We start from the raw sequence: 18,726 nt of genomic DNA, 5'->3' as shown, positions 1-18,726 counted from the left end.
GGCAGACATGACGACTGAAAAGCAGGACAAGACTGCATGGCGGCCAGGCAGCGTGCGCGGCATGTCCGCCCGCTTGGCCCGCTCCCTGACGGGTGGCCGAGTAAAGATTAACCCGGCGCTGGACCCTTTGATGTCTATCCACCGGGAATTTCATCCGAAGGCGGACGCGGAGCTGCTCAACAATGCCTACACCACGGCACAGCGCCTGCACGAAGGCGTTTTCCGTAAGTCCGGCGAGCCCTATATCACGCACCCGTTGGCGGTGGCGACCATTGCGGCTGAAATTGGTATGGACACCACGACTGTCGCGGCGGCTTTGCTCCACGACACGGTGGAAGATACTGACTATTCGCTGGAGGACCTTACCCGTGACTTCGGTCCCGAGGTGGCCCGGTTGGTCGACGGCGTAACGAAGCTCGACAAGGTCGCCCTCGGTGCCGCCGCGGAAGCAGAAACAATCCGCAAGATGATCGTGGCCATGGCCACCGACCCGCGCGTGCTCGTCATCAAGGTGTGCGACCGCCTGCACAACATGCGGACCATGCGCTTCCTGCCACCCGAGAAGCAAGCGAAGAAGGCACGCCAGACCCTCGATGTCATTGCGCCGCTGGCTCACCGCCTAGGAATGGCCAGCGTCAAATGGGAGCTTGAGGATCTGGCCTTCGCCATCCTGTACCCAAAGAAGTACGACGAAATCGTGCGCATGGTGGCGGATCGTGCTCCCTCACGTGATCGAGCGCTGAAGGAAATTAAGGCCCAGGTAGGCCAGGCCCTCAAGGCCAATGGCATTGAGGCCGAGGTCATGGGGCGCCCGAAGCACTATTGGTCGATTTACCAGAAGATGATCGTGCGCGGCCGTGACTTCGCGGAAATTTTTGACCTCGTGGGAATTCGCATCCTCGTCGATGACATCAATTCCTGCTACGCGGCCATTGGCGTGGTGCATTCGCTGTACCAAGCTCTTCCAGGGCGCTTTAAGGACTATATTTCCTCGCCGCGCTTCGGCGTCTACCAATCACTGCATACCACCGTGATCGGAGCGGGTGGGTCCACCCTTGAGGTGCAGGTGCGCACGCACGAGATGCACTATAACGCGGAGTTTGGCGTGGCCGCCCACTGGCGTTATAAGGAAACTAAGGGCAAGAATTCGGGCCACCAAGAAGAAGTGGACCAGATGGCGTGGATGCGTCAGCTGCTGGATTGGCAGAAGGAAGCTGCAGACCCCAACGAGTTCTTGGATTCCCTGCGCTATGACCTTACGGCCAAGCAGATTTTTGCCTTTACCCCCAAGGGTGACGTGGTTAACCTGCCCGCCGGTTCTACCCCTGTGGACTTCGCCTATGCGGTGCATACTGAGGTCGGGCATAGGTGCATCGGTGCCAAAGTCAACGGCAAGCTCGTAGCCCTGGAATCGGAGCTGAAATCTGGCGATAAGGTCGAGATCTTTACCTCTAAGGATCCGAATGCTGGTCCCTCGCGGGATTGGCAGGACTTCCTCGTATCACCTCGGGCAAAGACGAAGGTGCGGCAGTGGTTTGCCAAGGAGCGCCGTGAAGAGCACCTCGAGGCCGGGCGCGATGCCTTGGCTGCTGAGGTGCAACGCGGCGGCTTGCCCATGCACCGCCTGTTTACTGCCAGCTCCATGAAGCAGGTTGCTGAGCAGCTGCACTATCCAGATGTGGACGCTCTCTATACCGCTATTGGCGCGGGCCACGTGTCGGCGCAGCACGTTGCCAACCAGCTCATGGCTCTTTTCGGGGACCAAGACGATGCCGTCGATGCCTTGGCTTCGCGTACCCCACTGAGCGAGCTGGAAAACTCCCGCGCTCAGCACACGAAGGATTCCGCAGCCGGTACCGGCATTTTGGTGGAGGGCAGCCCAGACGTTATGGCCAAGCTGGCGAAGTGCTGCCAGCCTGTGCCTGGAGACGCCATCTTTGGCTTCGTGACCCGCGGCGGCGGTGTGTCCGTCCATCGAGCCGATTGCACCAATGCCGAAAAGCTGAAGTCTGAGCCGGAGCGCATGATGCAGGTGGAGTGGGCCGGCGGGCCGAAATCCTCCGGCGCATTCGCAGCAACCTTGCAATTGGAGGCGATCGACCGCCAAGGCCTGCTTTTTGAGCTCACGCGAATCTTCAGCGAGCAGAGCCTCAACGTGCTGTCGATGACGTCCAATCGCGGTGATGATCACATCGCCACCGTGCGCTTTTCTTTCTCGGTTTCCGATACCAAGCAGCTGGGGCAGCTCATGACAACGTTGCGCAACACGGAGGGTGTCTTCGACGTTTATCGCGTCACCGCTTAACCCGCCACCCCCTGATTCGGGGGTGCATGGCTGAACTCAAGGTTGCGCGTGGGTGAAACTGGGAAAGATCTTTGATGAACGCGCAGGTGGCGGATTCAACGTGCGCTGCGCCTTCGTGATGCATGCGTTATAAACACGTGGACAAGATTCCTCTCATTCTCAGGAGAACCACGTGAACTTCCGTCGCTTTGGCCAGCTACTGGCCGCTACCACAGTCACCGCCGTTGCACTCTCCGGCGCACCTGCTTTCGCCGCTGAAGCTGACCAGGTGACCATTTCCGTTACTAATTTCACCGACTTCCACGGCCACCTTGAACCTGCGAACGACCGTGCGGGCAATCCTGATGAGCTCGGTGCTGCACGTATGGCAGCCCTTATCAAGCACGTCAACCAGGACCAGGAATACGCGTTGACTTCCTCCGGCGACAACGTCGGTGGTTCTCCGTTCGTGTCTGCCATCACCGGTGACAAGTACACCACCCAGGCCTTGAACGCCATGGATCTGGATGCAACCGCCGTTGGTAACCACGAGTTCGATAAGGGCACCGAAGACCTTACCGGGCGCATCATGAAAGAGTCTGATTTCCCAATTCTTGGCGCCAACGTGATGAAGGACGGGAAGCGCCTGCTCGAGGCTTCCGCAGTCCGTGAGATCAACGGTGTGAAGGTCGGCTTCGTCGGTACCGTCACCGAGAACACTAAGTACAAGGTGTCCGCTGCGTCCATCCCGGGCGTCGAGTTCACCGATCCAGTACAGGCCACTAACGAGGAGGCCACCCGTCTGAAGGAATCCGGCGAGGCCGACGTTGTTGTCGCCTTGTTCCACGAGGATGCACAGGGCTTTGCCAAGGACTTCAACAAGGACGTTGACATCCTCTTTGGCGGAGATACCCACCAGAAGACTGTGGGCGAGGTTGAGCGTGAAGGTGCGCTCCCGCTGCAGTGGGCACAGGGCCACGAGTACGGAAAGCTTCTGAATGACGCCGACATTACCTGGGACAAAGCAGAGAAGAAGGTCACCAAGATTGAGCTGAAGCAGTACACAGCTGCCGACGCCGCAGAGCTTGCCGACGACCCAGAGGTTGCCGAGATCGTTGCTCAGGCCAAGGCCGAGTCTGACGAGGAAGGCAACAAGGTTGCCGCCACCATCGAGCAAGCCATGTACCGTGGTTCCGATGAGGGCGGCGAGCCAGGCTCCAACCGTGGTGTGGAATCTACCCTCAACAACTACATTGCGGATGGCCAGCGCTACGCACTGTCCCAGCAGATTGGCAAGGACATTGACCTTGGCATTATGAACGCCGGCGGCGTCCGCGCAGACCTCAAAGCAGGGGAGGTTACCTACAAGGACATCTTCGCGGTCCAGCCTTTCGGCAACCAAGTTATCACCGGCACCGTTTCCGGTCAGGAGTTTATCAACGCCCTAGAGAACCAGTGGCAGCCAGGCAGCGAGCGCGCTCGACTGGCTATGGGCCTGTCCAACAACGTCACCGTGGTTTATGACCAGAAGGCAGAGCAGGGCAACCGCGTCAAGGCAGTGACCATCAACGGCGAACCGCTCGATCCGAAGAAGGACTACACCATTGCGATGTCCTCTTTCCTCGCTCCGAGCGAGACCGAGAAGGGCGGCGATGGCTACTTCAACGCCGGTGCGCTGAAGGACCGCAACGACGTCGGCTACATGGACACCCAAGCGATGATTGACTATGCCAAGTCCGACAAGGCTGAGGTGCGCACCGGCCAAGGCCAGATCGGTGTCCACATCGAAGGTGATGTGAAGCCGGGTAACGAAATCGCTATTGACCTGTCCTCTCTGAACTACTCCAATGCGGAGGAACCGCAGGCTAAGAAGGTCAGCGTTGCTCTTGGTGATGCAAAGGCAGAGGCCGAAATCGACAACGCCGCGCAGGAAGGGGACAAGGGCTTCGGTGAGCGTGGCCGCGCAACCGTCAAGCTCACCATCCCGGAGGGGCTGAAGGGTGAGCAGAACCTCGTCATTACCACCGATGCGGGTACTGAGGCTGTTCTTCCGCTGTCCCTTGATGGCCAGGATGGCTCGCAGGATGGTGGCTCCGCTAAGGACGCCGGCTCCTCCATAGGCTTGGGAGTAGGCATCGCTGCCGCAATCGCTGCTGCCATCGCGGCAGTTATCGGTGCAATTAATATGCCGGTTGCTGCACTCCCAGCGCCGGTACAGCAGATGATTGAGCAGCTGCGAAAGCAGTTCAACATCTAGTCACTTCTAATGCACAGGCCCGCACTACGGTGCGGGCTTTAGCTTTTTCACCCGGAAGGTAGGGTAGTAGGTTGTGGATACACTGAGGCTTTTTGGACGCGAGGCAGTTTACCAGCTCGGCATTGAGCCTCACCGAATCCCCCTGGTGATGCTCGCTACGCTGGGTATCTATCTGGCCTTCATGGTCTTGGTCAAGCTTTTCGGCAGCCGTGTTCTGACATCCATCACTGCCTCTGACGCCGTCATCATCATTATGTTCGGTGCGGTCTCTGGCCGCGTCATCGTGGGAAACCCACCGACGCTCGCTGCGGGCGTCATCGGCCTTTTCACCCTGATGCTTTTGGAAGCTGCATTCGGTACCTTCCGGCAATTAGTGACGTGGTCACGGTTTATCGACCGTAGGCCTGTCTTGCTGGTCTATAAGGGGCAGTTGCAGGAAGACAACATGAGCTTCGCCCACATCACTGAAAGGGACATTAATTCCGCCGTGCGCAAGGCTGGCCTGGGTCGGCGCAGCGACGTCCAGTTGATGATCTTGGAGCCAACCGGCCAGATCTCCGTCATCCGTCGAGGCCAGCTCGTTGATGCCTCCGTGTTCAAGGATGTCCTTGGCGCCGAGCGCATCGAGGAAGTAGATGAACAGGACTAAGAACTGTCTTCCAGGTTGCAAGAGTAGCCGCGCTTAGAAGCCGCGTCGTGTTTGGATGTTGAATCCGCTGTTAGGAAAAACGAAAAATCTCCCCCTGCGCGGATTGCGCAAGGGGAGAGAGCGGCGCTTGTGGCTTACTTGATGCCAGCGAGCTTATCGCCGAGACGCAGAGCGTCATCCATGGCGCCGATGATGGAGGTGAAAACCTTGATCCACTCGCGGATCTCCTTCGGCGTAACGTTGCCTTCATCGTCGGAGGAGAGAGCGAAGAAAGCCTTGGAGGAACCCTCATCCTCAGTCGGAGCTGCGGAAGCAACTGCGGTACCGGAGAAAGCGATGGTTGCAGCGGTAGCAGCAGCAACGATGGACTTACGGGAGAAGAACTTCATAGTGTGTCCTAATCTGTCTCGAAGGTGAACGAAAAGTCTGACTTATGTGGTCTGACTTACTTAGCGAAGTTCTTGTTGTAGAAAGCAAAGACGGTGCCCAGGGCGCCGATGATGGCGGTGAAGACAGCGATCCAGTCACGGATCACCTTCGGGTCCATGTCGGAGAGCGAGGAGCCCTCGGAAACGCTGGAGGACTCTTCGTCCTTCTTCTTATTGCCGTCGGTGTTCTGATCCTTGTTCTTACCGTTCGCGGAGTCGTCGGTGTTCGGTGTGGCTGCGACCGGGGTACCCTCTGCAGGGGTCTCAGCAGTAGCAACGGTCACGCCGGACAGGGAAACGGTAGCGGCGGTAGCGGCGGCAACAAGTGCCTTACGGGAGAAGAGCTTCATTCTCGTTCCTTAGGTATCTCGGGAATTTCAAAGACCTCACAAATGCTACTGAGACGCTGTGTGTTTTGCAAGGGTTCTGTCATTTGGATGGCCAGTCTGGAGGACTGCTGACCGTCGCATGTGAGCTGGGTTTATCCCGATGTGACGCCTGTGACTAAGCATGGTTTGGCAAACGAACAGCTCAAGGCTAAGAAATTCTTAGTACGCGATGGATAGTGTGGGATGGGAAAGGAAAAGCCCCGCTCACTGAACGTGAGCGAGGCTGATCACCGTAAAGGGGGTAAAACTTAGCTTTCGATGGTGGCCTTAGTAATGCGAACCTCTTCAGCAGGTTCACCATCGGATTGCCCATCCTTGACGCCCTTAGCGGCAATGGCGTCGATGGTCTTCTGGCCCTTCTCCGTCAGGTTGCCAAAGTAGGTGTAGGCAGGCGGAAGCTCCGAATCCTTGTAGTTAATGAAGAACTGGGAACCATTGGTGTCCTCGCCGGCGTTAGCCATGGCGATGGAACCCTTCGGGTACAGAGCCGGCTGGGCCATTGCGGCGTCGTCAGCCTCATCGGTGGGGTACTCGTTGGCAAACTGGAATCCCGGTCCACCCGAACCCTTGCCGGACGGATCACCGCACTGCAGGACGAAGATGCCGCCATCAGTCATGCGGTGGCACACGGTGTCGTCGTAGTACTTCGCCGAAATCATGTCCGTAATCGCGTTGACGGTGCACGGAGCCAGGGAGCGATCAAGAGTCATTTCAATATCGCCTTGCTTGGTGGCGAAGTTGACGGTCACCTCACCCTTGGCAGGAATGTCCTTGCCCTCCGGAGTGGGGACCTCACGGGAAGCGTCGCCGGACTCGGGGTATTCACAGGTGACGGTCTCGCCAAGGGGCTTAGCGCGCTTGCCGCTCAAAGCCTCGGCAGTGGGGGCTTCGGTGGTGGTTTTCCCAGCGGAGGTCTCTTCTGCCTGGATTTCTTCTTCTGATGAGCGCGTGGACAGGAACCAGATACCGCCAACGAGGGCAACAATAACGACGGCGGCCATCAGAACGACGCCGAGCGGGCGGCTCTTCTGTTTACGGTCGCGGGATTTCAGCTCGCGATCGAGCTGGTTGAGCGCATCATCCAAGCGCTGGCTGTTAGTAGACACCTATGTTTCCTCCACAGTGGTGGTTTAAAAACTTTGACCCACCTATCCTAACCGCACGGTAGTACGCCGTGGCGCGCCGCCCCGCACGTCAGTACGCTTGGGTGCCATGGCTACTACGAATTTTCAGAATGAACCCGTCGAAACCAATGCTGATCTGCCGAAGGTCGGTGACGCCCTGCCGGACTTCACCCTCGTCGGCACTGACTTGTCTGAGCTGACCAATGCGGACTTCGCTGGTAAGCGCTTGGTGGTGTCCTGCTTCCCGTCCGTGGATACCGGCGTGTGTGCAGCGCAGCTGCGCAAGTTCAATCAAGAGGCGGCTGGTCTGGAGAACACCGTTGTCCTGTCCGTCTCCCGTGACCTGCCTTTCGCACAGGAGCGTTTCTGCGCTGCTGAAGGGATTGAGAACGTCGTCAGCGCTTCTGATTTCCGCTCCGATTTCGCCGACAAGCTGGGCCTCGTCCTGGAAGGCTCCCCGCTCAAGGGTCTGTTTGCCCGCGCGGTCATCGTTACCGATGAGAACCACAAGGTGACCTACACCGAGCTGGTTCCGGAGGTTACGACTGAACCGGACTACGACGCAGCTTTGGCAGCACTCAAGTAATGAGCGCTCCCGAAATCTACGGTTTCGCCGCTGGGCCCTATAAAACCAACACTTATGTGGTTGCTAACGGTTCCCGGGCGTTCATCGTGGACCCAGGGATGCACACGCGCGAGAAGCTCGAGCAGCTCGCGCGTGAGAAGTCCCTGGAGTTTGAAGCCGTCGTGCTCACCCACGGTCACATCGATCACACACGTGATGCCGCCGAGTTTGACCTACCGGTTTACATCCACCCGGATGACGCGTTCATGCTGGTGGATGGCTCCGGTGTGTCTCCCGAGTCGCAGATGCTCTTTGCTGCCGCCTCCATGAAGCAGGTAGCGGACCGCCGCGACTTGATCGGCGGAGAAACGTTGAGTCTAGTTGGCCTTGAATTCGATCTGCTCCATGCACCGGGGCATTCGCCGGGATGCGTCATCCTCGTGGCTGAGGGGATTGGCCTGACCGGCGACGTGCTGTTTAAGGGCTCCATCGGGCGCACTGACTTGCCGCACTCTGACCACGCCGCGATGCAGCGTTCACTGCGCGGTCCGGTGTGGGGACTTGATGACTCCCTTGCTATCTTGCCGGGCCACGGTCCAACGACGACCATGCGCCGCGAACGCGCGACTAATCCGTTTCTCCGTGCGGCGGGGGATGTACTCTAAAGGGCGTGAGTGATAAGAAGCAGTTCAAAGCCCTGTCCGCGCCCAAGGGTGTGCCGGACTACGTTCCGCCGCAATCGGCCATCTTTGCCAAGGTTCGTGAAACCTTCGTGCATCAGGCACATCTGTCCGGCTTCCAACACATCGAGCTCCCCGTCTTTGAGGACACCTCACTGTTCGCCCGCGGCGTGGGGGAGTCCACGGACGTCGTGTCGAAGGAGATGTACACCTTCGCCGATCGCGGCGACCGTTCCGTGACTCTGCGCCCCGAAGGCACCGCGGGTGTCATGCGCGCAGTTATCGAGCACAACCTCGACCGCGGCCAGCTTCCAGTGAAGCTCAACTATTTCGGCCCTTTCTTCCGCTACGAGCGCCCGCAGGCGGGCCGCTACCGCCAGCTGCAGCAGGTCGGCGTCGAGGCCATTGGTGTCGATGATCCGGCGCTGGACGCGGAAATCATCGCGCTGGCGGATCGCTCCTACCGCAGCTTGGGGCTTAGCCAGTTCCGCCTCGAGCTGACCAGCTTGGGTGACCACGACTGCCGCCCGGCCTACCGTGAGAAGCTGCAGGAGTTCCTGTTCAAGCTGGATCTAGATGAGGAGACCAAGGCCCGCGCGGAGCTTAATCCCCTGCGCGTGCTCGATGACAAGCGCCCAGAGGTCCAAGAGCAGCTTGTCGACGCCCCCCTGATGCTCGACCACCTCAATGCCGAGTGCCGCGAGCACTTTGAAACGGTCACCGGCCTGCTCGATGACATGAGCGTGCCGTACACCATCAACCCGCGCATGGTCCGCGGTCTTGACTACTACACGAAGACCTGTTTCGAGTTTGTCCACGATGGCCTTGGCGCGCAGTCCGGCATCGGTGGTGGCGGCCGCTACGACGGCCTCATGGCCCAGCTTGGTGGGCAGGAACTGTCCGGCATCGGCTATGGCCTTGGTGTGGACCGCACTATTCTGGCCCTCGAGGCAGAGGGCGTCGAGCTTGAGGGCGTCGAAGAACGCGTGGCCGTCTACGGTGTAGCTCTGGGCGCTGCGGCAAAGCAGAAAATGGTCAGCATCATTAATGACCTGCGCAAGGCCGGCATTTCTGCCGATATGTCCTTCGGTGACCGCGGCCTTAAGGGAGCGATGAAGGGCGCTGACCGCGCCAACGCCCGCTTCGCGCTCGTCCTCGGTGACCAAGAGTTAGAGGCTGGTTCCGTGGCGCTCAAGGACCTGCGCGCGCACGAGCAGCACGACGTCCCCGTTGGGGACATCGTCAACCAGCTCCGTCAGCTGGTTTAGCACTCCACCTGGGAGACGGTGAAGCCCATCGTCTTCGCTAGGCCGCCGAGCGAAGTCTCCTTGTACTTGGAGAGCATGTCGCGTCCAGTTTCGGCCATGGTGCGCACCGCGTTATCGAGGGTAACGTGGTGCGTTCCCTCACCCATGCGGGCAAGGCGCGCAGCGTTGATGGACTTGACCGCGCCGATGGCGTTGCGCTCGATGCAGGGGATCTGCACGAGGCCGCCGACGGGGTCGCAGGTCAGACCAAGGTTGTGCTCGAGTGCGATCTCGGCGGCGTTTTCCACCTGTTCTGGGGTTGCACCGAGCAGCTCAGCCATGCCAGCCGCCGCCATGGAGGAGGCGGAGCCTACCTCACCCTGGCAGCCCACCTCAGCGCCGGAGATGGAGGCATTGGACTTGATAATGATGCCCACGGCACCCGCAGTGAGCAGGTAGCGGCGAGCATCGGCGCGCGTAAAGTCCGCCATGAAGTCGCGGGCATAATGGAGTACCGCCGGTATGATGCCACAGGCGCCATTCGTCGGCGCAGTAATGACGCGGCCGCCGGCGGCGTTCTGCTCGTTGACGGCGAGCGCGTAGAGGTTTACCCATTCCATCGCGGAAAAGCCACAGGACTCGTCGTCTTGCTTGGCCAACAACTGCTGGTACATCTGCGGCGCGCGGCGGTTGACGCGGAGACCACCAGGCAAGATTCCCTTGGTGGAAATTCCTTCGGTCACGCATTCGCGCATGATGTCCCACACAAGGTCGAGGTGCTGGTAGACGTAGTCGAGCCCACCTTCTTCGCGGTGCAGGACTGCCTCATTGGCGGCGACGATTTCCCAAATGGCCATGTCGTTGGCCGCGCACAGGTGAAGCAGGTGCTCACCAGATTGGAATTCATAAGGAACGGTGTCCTCGGCGGTAGCCGCAGCGACACCGGCCGGAACGCCAGTGTCGGTTTCGAGCTGGGCGTTGTACTCCTCGCGGGACAGAATGAAGCCGCCGCCGACGGAGAAGTATTCCGCGTTCTCGGCGAGGATGGAGCCATCTTCGTCCCAAGCGGTGAAAATGAGGCAGTTCGGGTGCTCTGGCACCGGCTCGTTGTTGAACTCGATGATGTACTGCACATCGCCTGCAGGGCCTGAGATGGAGCCCTCGCTAGGGATGAAGGCATCAGCGCGCGGCTCGGCGTCGAGCGGTACTGACAGCGGGTCCCAACCAGCAAGGCCCAAAATTACGGCGCGATCCGTAGCGTGGCCGCGGCCGGTAGCAGAGAGCGAGCCGCGCAGCACGACGTGGACCTTTGCAGGGTGTTCATCCAGTGTCTCGAGGAAAGCCTTGGCGGCACGCATGGGGCCGACGGTATGAGAGGAGGAAGGGCCGATGCCGATGGAGAAGATATCGGTCACGCTAATTGTCATGTGGGGTCAAACCTCCTTAGAAGCGTTAAATAAGTTACGTCTTACGATAGTACCGAGAGCCCTCCATACCTGTTTAGTCCGGTTGGCCGTCGTGGCGGGACAGGAGTGCGCGGAAACTGGCAGGATCCGAATCCAGTATGGCTTCGGAACTGTCCTGCGGCGTTTCCTGCGTTTCGCTGAGGGGGCCGGTAAGCCCAGCGACGCGGTCGAGCGGGCGCACCATGAGGTCCGCTAATTCCCCAGCGGCGCGCTCGATGCGCCTTTCATTACGCGCGCCTTCCGCGGTGCCATAGTCCTCCGTGGCTTGGAAGACGCCGGTAGGGACCACCGTGGCGTGCAGGTAATTGAGTAGAGGCCGCAGGGCATAGTCCAGGACCAGTGCGTGCCGGCTGGAGCCGCCTGTGGCCGCGATGAGGGTAGGAAGCCCCTCCAGGGAATGCGGCTCCAAGGTATCGAAGAACATCTTGAACAGGCCCGAGTAGCTTCCTTGGAAGACTGGACTGACGGCGATGAGACCGTCGGCATTCAGCACGGCGGACTGTGCCGCGTTCAGACGAGGCGTAGGCGAGACCCAGTTGGTCATGGCTTCGGCCAGCTCACCCGCGAGCTCGCGTAGCTCCACGACGGTGATATCCACGCCCTCACCCCGGGCAGTGACGTGAGTGGTGGTGGCGGATGAAAGGGCGTCGCCAAGCGCGCGCGTCGACGACGGCGAGGACAGCCCAGCCGTAACAAGCACGAGTGAGCGCATTTATTTCTCCTCTCCAGGGCTGACCAGTGCGTGTGGGGCATAGGAGCCGAGCGTGGCGTGCGTTGGCGGGTCAGAAGGTACATGATCTGGGCGGCGTTCCTCAAAGCGGCGGCGCAGTTCCGGCACTACCTGGTTGCCGAGGATTTCGATCTGCTCAAGCACCACCTCTTGCGGCAGTCCGGCGTGATCGATGAGGAAAAGCTGGCGCTGATAGTCACCGACCCAATCAGCAAACTGCAGCGTGCGCTCTACCACTTGCTCTACGGTGCCTACCGTCAACGGGGTCTGAGCCGTGAATTCTTCTAGGGAAGGGCCGTGGCCGTAGACCGGAGCGTTGTCGAAGTAGGGGCGGAAGAAGTCCTTCGCTTCCTGCTCAGTAGACCCGATGAAAACATGTCCGCCGAGGCCCACGATGGCCTGATCGGCACGGCCGTGCCCATAGGATTCATAGCGGTTGCGGTAGAGGTTCACCATCTTCGCGGTGTGTTCTTTGTTCCAAAAGATGTTGTTGTGGAAGAAGCCATCGCCATAGTAGGCGGCCTGTTCGGCAATCTGTGGGGAGCGGATGGAGCCGTGCCAGACAAAGGGTGGGACGCCATCGAGAGGTGCGGGCGTGGAAGTAAAACCCTGCAGCGGGGTGCGGAACTTTCCTTGCCAGGACACGACGGGTTCGCGCCAGAGGCGGCGCAGTAGGTGGTAGTTCTCAACGGCGAGGGGAATGCCCTCACGGATGTCCTTGCCAAACCACGGGTAAACCGGGCCGGTGTTGCCGCGGCCTAGCATGAGGTCGACGCGCCCATCTGCCAGGTGCTGGAGGAAGGCGTAGTCCTCCGCGAGGCGGACGGGGTCGTTGGTAGTGATCAGCGTGGTGGCAGTAGAGAGTTGAAGGTTCTTTGTCTGTGCCGCGATATAGGCCAGGTGAGTGGTGGGTGCCGATGGGACGAAAGGTGGGTTGTGGTGCTCGCCGGTGGCGAAAACGTCGAGACCTACCTCCTCCGCCTTGAGCGCGATCTCCGTTATCGCGCGGATGCGCTCGGCCTCGGTGGGGGTGCGGCCGGTGGTGGGGTCTTGCGTGACGTCACCGATGCTGAATACTCCAAATTGCATGCCAATCTCCTTTCTGTGACGTGTCAACAATAATGTACCAGGAGATTATTCCCATTCGAGGGCGTCGACCAATACTGCGAGATCCCCCGGTGTCGCGATACCCAGCGGACGCTGCGAAGGCTTTCCGTGCTCGGTGAGGAGAACTGCGCTGGCATGGACGCCATCTGCGGTGGGCTCCGTGAGAGCGTCGATGACCTCTTGCGCGCTGGCTGTGCGAGGCAGAAATTCGGCGCGGTCCTTCTTCTCGGCGAATTCCAAAACGGCGCTAATCGACGCCGCGTTGACCACGCCATCGTCTCCCAAATCGGCCGCAATCCACCGCGCGATGACGTTGGTCGTGAGCAGCGCCTGGTATGCCCCCGACTCATAGATAGGTATCTGAGAATAGCCGGTCTGGTTAATGAGCCGCAAGGCCTCCATGATTGGGGTATCTGGGGCAAGGATCGTCACGTCACGGTCAGAAAGAAGGGACTGCGCCGTAGGCGGATCCGTGAGCAGGCGTCGCAGGTTTTCCAGCTGCGTGATGACCTGTGGGTGCGGGGTGGCGATGGGTGCGCCGTCGAAGTAGCGGCCATGGGCAATGGCATTGCGTAGGTTGCCAAAGTCTTTCAGTTGTTCTGCTTGGCGCTTGCCCAATAGATGCTTGTCGTGTGCGCGATCAACAATCCACCAGAAAGAATCTGAATTCTTCGCCCCAATAGCCTGGCGGAGAAATTGCTCAATGTCGTTGAAGGCGGAAAAGAATCTAGCCAGGGAGTTATCGCTCATGGGCACCCAGTGTACGGATCTGGCGGTGCGTGCTGTGCCCAGTCGCTAAAGCACAATCGCCGCGAGGTCCCCGGCTGATGGGGGCACTCGCGGCGATAGAGCACTATTGTGCTGTGCGCGTGATGCGCTGAAGTCTTAGAAGGCGACGCGCAGGATGGAAACCGTCACGGCTGCGATGGCAGCTGCTGCGGGGAGGGTGATGACCCACGCGAGGGCGATAGGCTTCATCAGCTTCCAGTTGGCGGCGCGGTTTACGATGCCGACACCAAGGACAGCACCGATGAGGATGTGGGTCGATGAGACCGGGAGGCCCAGGAGGGAGGCTGCCATGACGACGGCCGCGGCGGCCAGCTCAGCGGCGAAACCGGAGGAAGGGTGCATCTGAGTCAGGCCCGAACCGACCGTCTGGATAACGAAGCGTCCAATGAACCAGAGGCCAGAAATCAGGGCGATACCCATGGCCACCATGACTGGGAGGGGGACAGTGACTTCATTGGAAATCTGGTTCGTCTGCAGGACGTCGAAGACGGCGGCGAAGGGGCCAATCGCGTTAGCGATATCGTTCGAGCCATGTGAGAACGCGAAGGCCGAAGCAGTGAAGACCTGCATCCAAGAGAAGAGAAGGAAGGTCGATCGTGACAGGGACTTCTTCTTCAGGGAGCGGGCGAAGATGAACACTGCCATCCAAACCACGGCGCCAATCATGCCCATGACCAGGAAGGTCTCCAGGGTGGAGAAGTCAACGCCGGTGTTCTTCAGACCCTTGAAGAGCATCATCGCGGAGATAATGATGGCGCCCAAAGCGGCTAGCAGCGGGACCCAGTTCTCCAGTGCGCGATGCGCGTTGATGTCCTCGAGATCCTTGTTGAGGTTGTGCAAATCCCGGTAGTAGTCGGACTCGAGGGCCTCTGGGTCGTAATCATCTTCCGCGGTGAGGGCGGCATCACGGGCCATGGCGTTGGTGTAGGAAATCTGCTGTAGTTCGTTCATGCGCTCGAAGCGGGTCTTGTGCTCCTTGCGCAGCGCGGCGCGGCGAACCTTGATCTCGCGCAGGCGCTCGTCTGCGGTGTCGTTGTACACCAAGATGGACGTCTTGATCCACTTGAAGAGCAGGAAGGCGGCAACACCACCAAGAACTGGGGAAAGGACCCAGGAGAAAGCGATGGTGCCAATGCCGCCCCACTGCACCATATCCATGCCGCCCTTGCCGGTGATGAAGCCGACGGTCAGTGCGGCGCCGACGATACCGCCGACGATGGAGTGGGTCGTGGAAACTGGCCAGCCCATGCGGGTGGCGACGAGCAGCCAGATGGCAGCGCCAAGCAACGAGGCCATCATGATGTAGACGAACTCCATGGGGTCGAGCCCGTCAATCGCTTCCAGGTCCACGATGCCGGAGCGGACGGTATCGGTCACCTCGCCGCCTGCGAGGATGGCACCGGATACCTCGAAGACTGCTGCGACCGCGAGGGCCTGCTTCATCGACAAGGTTCCTGCACCCACGGAGGTACCGAAGGAGTTGGCGACGTCATTGCCGCCAATGTTGAAGGCCATGAATACGGCGAAGATGATCGCTGTAACCAGGACTACGCGATTAGCCCCCTCAGCAACTTCGCCGTTGCTCCAAATGATGAAGAAGATCAGCGTGACAGCGGTGATGGCGCCGAAGAACAAGTGCCAGATCCAGTCCTTGTTCTTGCCATTCATCGATTCGAGGTCAGGCATCGTCGGCGTGGCGGTGCTCAAAACGTCGTTCCTTTCATGAAGAGAACGTTGCGTGATGAGGAAGCGCGGGCTGCCGCGGGCAGGGCGGATGCGCCGTGAAAGCAGGGGATAGTGTGCCTGTCGCGGTGCAGGGTGATGGCATCACGCATGGTTCTTTTATGCTTTTAAAGACAGAGCGGAACCCACCGCAAACCGGCGGGAACTTGATCAGGGTAAAGCATCAAGATTGCCAGCAGGTAAACACTTCATGTATTTGAATTTAATCTGCATTTTTGTGGCACATTTGGGGGTGGTGCGACCTTGTGGCGACCGCACTAGCACTATTTAAGCTCAGTATTAAGACTTGTATACGCCTCGGCCCAAGGTGTCGCACTGTTCCATCTTGCCGGTGTTATATCCAGCGAGGAAGGCCTGAGCGCGGTCCTCGGAGGAGCCGTGCGTCCACATGTCTGGGCGTACTTCGCCGCCCGAGCGGCGCTGGATGTTGTCATCGCCCACAGCACGAGCGGTGTTCACGGCATCGGTTACTTGTTGTTCAGTAATCGTCTCGAGCAGAGCGTCTTCGCCCTCATCGGCGTAGTGTGCCCAGAGGCCGGCATAGCAATCAGCTTGCAGCTCAATCTTCACAGCGTTGGAATCCTCGCCGGGCTCGTTGTAATTGGACAAGCTGAGCGTGCCTTCCAGCTTTTGAATGTGGTGGCCAAATTCGTGGGCCACGATGTACATCTGTGCCAGAGGAGCATTCTCGCCGCCGAAATTGCGGAGCTGATCAAAGAAGGCGGTGTCGAAGTAGGCCGACTCATCGGCCGGGCAGTAGAACGGGCCCGTGGCGCCGGAGGCTTGGCCACAGCCGGACATGGTGGTGTTGTTGAAGATGACGCGGCCCGGTTCGATGTACTCGATGCCTGCCTGATCCGGCAACTGCTGGGCCCAGACCTTATCGACGGACTGGGCGGCAAACATGACGCGGCAATCGTCGTACTTATTGCCGTCCTCGGCAGTTTGGCAATGCGCAAATGCGTCTTCGCCGCTTTCCTCTGGTCCCACCTGGGTCTGGTCGGTCTGGGGATCGCTTCCGGTGATGGCGCCAGGATCGCCGCCGAGTAGTAGATAGAGACCAATAAGAAGGAGAGAGCCAATGCCGCCGCCGGTAGCGATCATGCCGCCGCGGCCTCCACCGCCGGAGCTAGCTCGCTTACCATCAAAATTGGCGCCAGATTTAAAAGTCATGCCAGAGATTTTGCCACAAGCTGTAGGTGGTGTCTGCTCGATAAGTGGACTGCCGACAAGCACATGGTGTTCACCCTAGCGCTGAGCAAGTCCGGTGCGGGCGGTAGACTTGGGCCGTTCAAGTACTTGCATCCCTCGGCGCGTGCTGTCTACGCGTGGCGTGAGTGGGTGCGAGCGTCAACGATGAGAAGGGATTGAACGAAAGTGCTGCGTACACATTTGGCAGGCGAACTGCGCAAGGAGATGGCGGGGGAGACCGTCACCCTGACGGGTTGGGTAGCACGCCGTCGCGACCACGGTGGTGTTATCTTCATTGACCTGCGTGACCGTTCCGGCGTTGCCCAGGTAGTTTTCCGCGAGACCGAGGTGGCTGAGCGTGCCCACGACCTGCGTTCTGAGTACTGCGTGAAGGTCACAGGCGTTGTGGAGCCGCGCCCTGAGGGTTCGGCTAACCCGAACCTGGCCTCCGGTGAGATTGAGGTCAACGTCACCGATCTGGAGATGCTCAACAAGTCCGCAGCACTGCCGTTCCAGATTGATGATCCGTCTTCTTCCGGCGAAGTCGGTGAGGAAACCCGACTGAAGTACCGCTACCTGGACCTGCGCCGCGAGCGTCAGCACGAGGCGCTGCGTCTGCGCTCGGCAGCGAACCGCGCCGCCCGCGAAGTTCTGGACAGCCACGACTTCACCGAGATCGAAACCCCGACCCTGACTCGTTCCACCCCGGAGGGCGCTCGTGACTTCCTCGTGCCCGCCCGCCTCAAGCCGGGTAGCTGGTACGCACTTCCGCAGTCCCCGCAGCTGTTTAAGCAGCTACTCATGGTGGCCGGCATGGAGCGTTACTACCAGATCGCTCGCTGCTACCGCGATGAGGATTTCCGCGCGGACCGCCAGCCTGAATTTACGCAGCTTGACGTTGAGATGTCCTTCGTGGACCAGGACGATGTTATTGCCCTAGCGGAAGAGATTGTATCCGCTCTCTGGAAGCTCATCGGCTACGAGATTAAGACGCCCATCCCGCGCATGACCTACGCCGATGCCATGAAGTACTACGGCTCTGATAAGCCGGACCTGCGCTTCGACATCAAGATCGTGGAGTGCACTGAGTTCTTCAAGGACACCACCTTCCGTGTCTTCCAGAACGAATACGTCGGTGCTGTTGTCATGGACGGCGGAGCTTCCCAGCCGCGCCGCCAGTTCGACGCTTGGCAGGAATGGGCAAAGCAACGCGGTGCGAAGGGCCTGGCTTATATCACGATCGCCGAGGATGGCACCCTGGGTGGCCCAGTGGCCAAGAACATTACTGATGCCGAGCGCGAGGGCATTGCCGAGCACGTCGGTGCTAAGCCGGGTGACGCCATCTTCTTCGCCGCAGGTGACGTAAAGTCTTCCCGTGCTTTGCTGGGCGCAGCGCGCGGTGAGATTGCAAAGAAGCTGGACCTCATCAAGGACGGCGACTGGGCCTTCACCTGGGTTGTGGACGCACCGCTCTTCGAGCCGGCCGCTGATGCCACCGCTTCGGGCGACGTTGCTCTGGGCCACTCCAAGTGGACGGCAGTCCACCACGCCTTTACCTCGCCGAAGCCGGAGTACCTGGATAACTTTGATGAGAATCCGGGAGAGGCCTTGGCCTACGCCTATGACATCGTCTGCAACGGCAACGAGATCGGCGGCGGCTCCATCCGTATCCACGACCAGGATGTGCAAAAGCGCGTCTTCGATGTCATGGGCATTGGTGAAGAGGAAGCACAGGAGAAGTTCGGCTTCCTACTCGAGGCTTTCCAGTTCGGTGCTCCGCCGCATGGCGGCATCGCTTTCGGCTGGGACCGCATCGTCTCCCTGCTGGGCGGATTCGATTCCATCCGTGACGTCATTGCCTTCCCGAAGTCGGGTGGCGGCGTAGATCCCTTGACCGATGCTCCGGGCACCATCCCTGCTGAGCAGCGCAAGGAGACCGGCGTAGACTTCAAGCCGGAAAAGGCCGCTAAGGCTGCACAAGGGGAGAAGGCTGGGAAGGAGTCTTAAGACCGCGCAGCGCCGGTAATGTAGTTGGGCCTACGACAAGTGGAGGCAGGCAAGCAAGTGAATTCGATGG

General features: G+C 59.8%; 16 protein-coding genes. 7 read left to right on the top strand and 9 right to left on the bottom strand.

Annotated elements, in window-relative coordinates; genetic code table 11:
- Positions 1-7 precede the first annotated feature (7 nt).
- From HMPREF2978_RS06950 to HMPREF2978_RS06940, 3 genes are all read left to right on the top strand, one after another.
- Entirely contained in the window at positions 8-2,305 is a 2,298-nt protein-coding gene (locus tag HMPREF2978_RS06950) for a RelA/SpoT family protein (RefSeq protein WP_070527372.1), read from the top strand.
- Positions 2,306-2,477: 172 nt separating this feature from the next.
- Positions 2,478-4,541, top strand: coding sequence for a bifunctional metallophosphatase/5'-nucleotidase (locus HMPREF2978_RS06945; protein ID WP_070527375.1), 2,064 nt, complete (start codon positions 2,478-2,480; stop codon positions 4,539-4,541).
- 73 nt (positions 4,542-4,614) lie between these two features.
- Positions 4,615-5,190 carry a DUF421 domain-containing protein gene (locus tag HMPREF2978_RS06940; RefSeq protein WP_210383634.1) on the top strand — a complete coding sequence of 192 codons (576 nt, stop codon included), beginning with the start codon at positions 4,615-4,617 and terminating at the stop codon, positions 5,188-5,190.
- A 134-nt stretch (positions 5,191-5,324) separates the two neighbouring features.
- Here the strand turns inward: HMPREF2978_RS06940 and HMPREF2978_RS06935 are convergent, their stop codons facing one another.
- From HMPREF2978_RS06935 to HMPREF2978_RS06925, 3 genes are all read right to left on the bottom strand, one after another.
- The gene (locus tag HMPREF2978_RS06935; protein ID WP_070527378.1) at positions 5,325-5,579 is read right to left on the bottom strand and encodes a hypothetical protein; all 255 of its coding nucleotides are present in this window, start codon (positions 5,577-5,579) and stop codon (positions 5,325-5,327) included.
- 56 nt (positions 5,580-5,635) lie between these two features.
- Positions 5,636-5,968, bottom strand: coding sequence for a hypothetical protein (locus tag HMPREF2978_RS06930; RefSeq protein ID WP_070744767.1), 333 nt, complete (start codon positions 5,966-5,968; stop codon positions 5,636-5,638).
- A gap of 287 nt (positions 5,969-6,255) precedes the next feature.
- The gene (locus tag HMPREF2978_RS06925) at positions 6,256-7,113 is read right to left on the bottom strand and encodes a peptidylprolyl isomerase (protein ID WP_070527384.1); all 858 of its coding nucleotides are present in this window, start codon (positions 7,111-7,113) and stop codon (positions 6,256-6,258) included.
- 106 nt (positions 7,114-7,219) lie between these two features.
- Here HMPREF2978_RS06925 and tpx point away from each other — a divergent pair, with 106 nt between their 5' ends.
- From tpx to hisS, 3 genes are read left to right on the top strand one after another with little or no spacing between them, the layout of a single operon-like run.
- Complete coding sequence (gene tpx / locus HMPREF2978_RS06920; RefSeq protein ID WP_070744765.1) at positions 7,220-7,717, top strand: thiol peroxidase; 498 nt, start codon at positions 7,220-7,222, stop codon at positions 7,715-7,717.
- Positions 7,717-8,361: an MBL fold metallo-hydrolase gene (locus tag HMPREF2978_RS06915; protein ID WP_070527391.1), complete on the top strand. Its 645-nt coding sequence runs from the start codon at positions 7,717-7,719 to the stop codon at positions 8,359-8,361. The genes tpx and HMPREF2978_RS06915 overlap by 1 nt, the downstream gene beginning before the upstream one ends.
- A gap of 5 nt (positions 8,362-8,366) precedes the next feature.
- The gene (gene hisS / locus HMPREF2978_RS06910) at positions 8,367-9,644 is read left to right on the top strand and encodes a histidine--tRNA ligase (protein ID WP_070744763.1); all 1,278 of its coding nucleotides are present in this window, start codon (positions 8,367-8,369) and stop codon (positions 9,642-9,644) included.
- Here hisS and HMPREF2978_RS06905 read toward each other — a convergent pair.
- From HMPREF2978_RS06905 to HMPREF2978_RS06880, 6 genes are all read right to left on the bottom strand, one after another.
- Entirely contained in the window at positions 9,641-11,050 is a 1,410-nt protein-coding gene (locus HMPREF2978_RS06905; RefSeq protein WP_070527398.1) for an L-serine ammonia-lyase, read from the bottom strand. The two genes, hisS and HMPREF2978_RS06905, sit on opposite strands and share 4 nt — an antisense overlap.
- 73 nt (positions 11,051-11,123) lie before the next feature.
- Positions 11,124-11,801, bottom strand: coding sequence for an FMN reductase (locus HMPREF2978_RS06900; protein ID WP_070527401.1), 678 nt, complete (start codon positions 11,799-11,801; stop codon positions 11,124-11,126).
- Positions 11,802-12,908: an LLM class flavin-dependent oxidoreductase gene (locus HMPREF2978_RS06895; RefSeq protein ID WP_070744761.1), complete on the bottom strand. Its 1,107-nt coding sequence runs from the start codon at positions 12,906-12,908 to the stop codon at positions 11,802-11,804.
- Positions 12,909-12,953: 45 nt separating this feature from the next.
- Positions 12,954-13,676 (bottom strand): CBS domain-containing protein, encoded by a 723-nt coding sequence (locus HMPREF2978_RS06890; protein WP_070744760.1) that lies wholly within the window; start codon positions 13,674-13,676, stop codon positions 12,954-12,956.
- A 135-nt stretch (positions 13,677-13,811) separates the two neighbouring features.
- On the bottom strand, positions 13,812-15,422 hold the full coding sequence (locus HMPREF2978_RS06885) for an inorganic phosphate transporter (protein WP_070527410.1): 1,611 nt from the start codon (positions 15,420-15,422) through the stop codon (positions 13,812-13,814).
- 315 nt (positions 15,423-15,737) lie between these two features.
- Positions 15,738-16,631, bottom strand: a complete 894-nt coding sequence (locus HMPREF2978_RS06880) for a KPN_02809 family neutral zinc metallopeptidase (RefSeq protein ID WP_070527413.1) — start codon at positions 16,629-16,631, stop codon at positions 15,738-15,740.
- A 204-nt stretch (positions 16,632-16,835) separates the two neighbouring features.
- On the opposite strand from HMPREF2978_RS06880, the gene aspS reads away from it, so the two are divergent.
- Complete coding sequence (gene aspS, locus HMPREF2978_RS06875) at positions 16,836-18,656, top strand: aspartate--tRNA ligase (protein WP_070744758.1); 1,821 nt, start codon at positions 16,836-16,838, stop codon at positions 18,654-18,656.
- Positions 18,657-18,726 lie beyond the last annotated feature (70 nt).

The organism is Corynebacterium sp. HMSC074C01 (assembly GCF_001814605.1).
Classification (GTDB): domain Bacteria; phylum Actinomycetota; class Actinomycetes; order Mycobacteriales; family Mycobacteriaceae; genus Corynebacterium.
Note: the sequence above shows the minus strand (reverse complement) of the source record. Positions and strands in the feature narration are given on the sequence as shown.

What these genes read in the sequence shown, in the direction of transcription:
- HMPREF2978_RS06950 (WP_070527372.1), top strand. Translation starts at nt 8, where the DNA reads ATGACGACTGAAAAGCAGGACAAGACTGCATGGCGGCCAGGCAGCGTG.
- HMPREF2978_RS06915 (WP_070527391.1), top strand. Translation starts at nt 7,717, where the DNA reads ATGAGCGCTCCCGAAATCTACGGTTTCGCCGCTGGGCCCTATAAAACC.
- HMPREF2978_RS06890 (WP_070744760.1), bottom strand. Translation starts at nt 13,676, where the DNA reads ATGAGCGATAACTCCCTGGCTAGATTCTTTTCCGCCTTCAACGACATT.
- HMPREF2978_RS06880 (WP_070527413.1), bottom strand. Translation starts at nt 16,631, where the DNA reads ATGACTTTTAAATCTGGCGCCAATTTTGATGGTAAGCGAGCTAGCTCC.
- HMPREF2978_RS06900 (WP_070527401.1), bottom strand. Translation starts at nt 11,801, where the DNA reads ATGCGCTCACTCGTGCTTGTTACGGCTGGGCTGTCCTCGCCGTCGTCG.
- HMPREF2978_RS06930 (WP_070744767.1), bottom strand. Translation starts at nt 5,968, where the DNA reads ATGAAGCTCTTCTCCCGTAAGGCACTTGTTGCCGCCGCTACCGCCGCT.
- tpx (WP_070744765.1), top strand. Translation starts at nt 7,220, where the DNA reads ATGGCTACTACGAATTTTCAGAATGAACCCGTCGAAACCAATGCTGAT.
- HMPREF2978_RS06895 (WP_070744761.1), bottom strand. Translation starts at nt 12,908, where the DNA reads ATGCAATTTGGAGTATTCAGCATCGGTGACGTCACGCAAGACCCCACC.
- HMPREF2978_RS06935 (WP_070527378.1), bottom strand. Translation starts at nt 5,579, where the DNA reads ATGAAGTTCTTCTCCCGTAAGTCCATCGTTGCTGCTGCTACCGCTGCA.
- HMPREF2978_RS06905 (WP_070527398.1), bottom strand. Translation starts at nt 11,050, where the DNA reads ATGACAATTAGCGTGACCGATATCTTCTCCATCGGCATCGGCCCTTCC.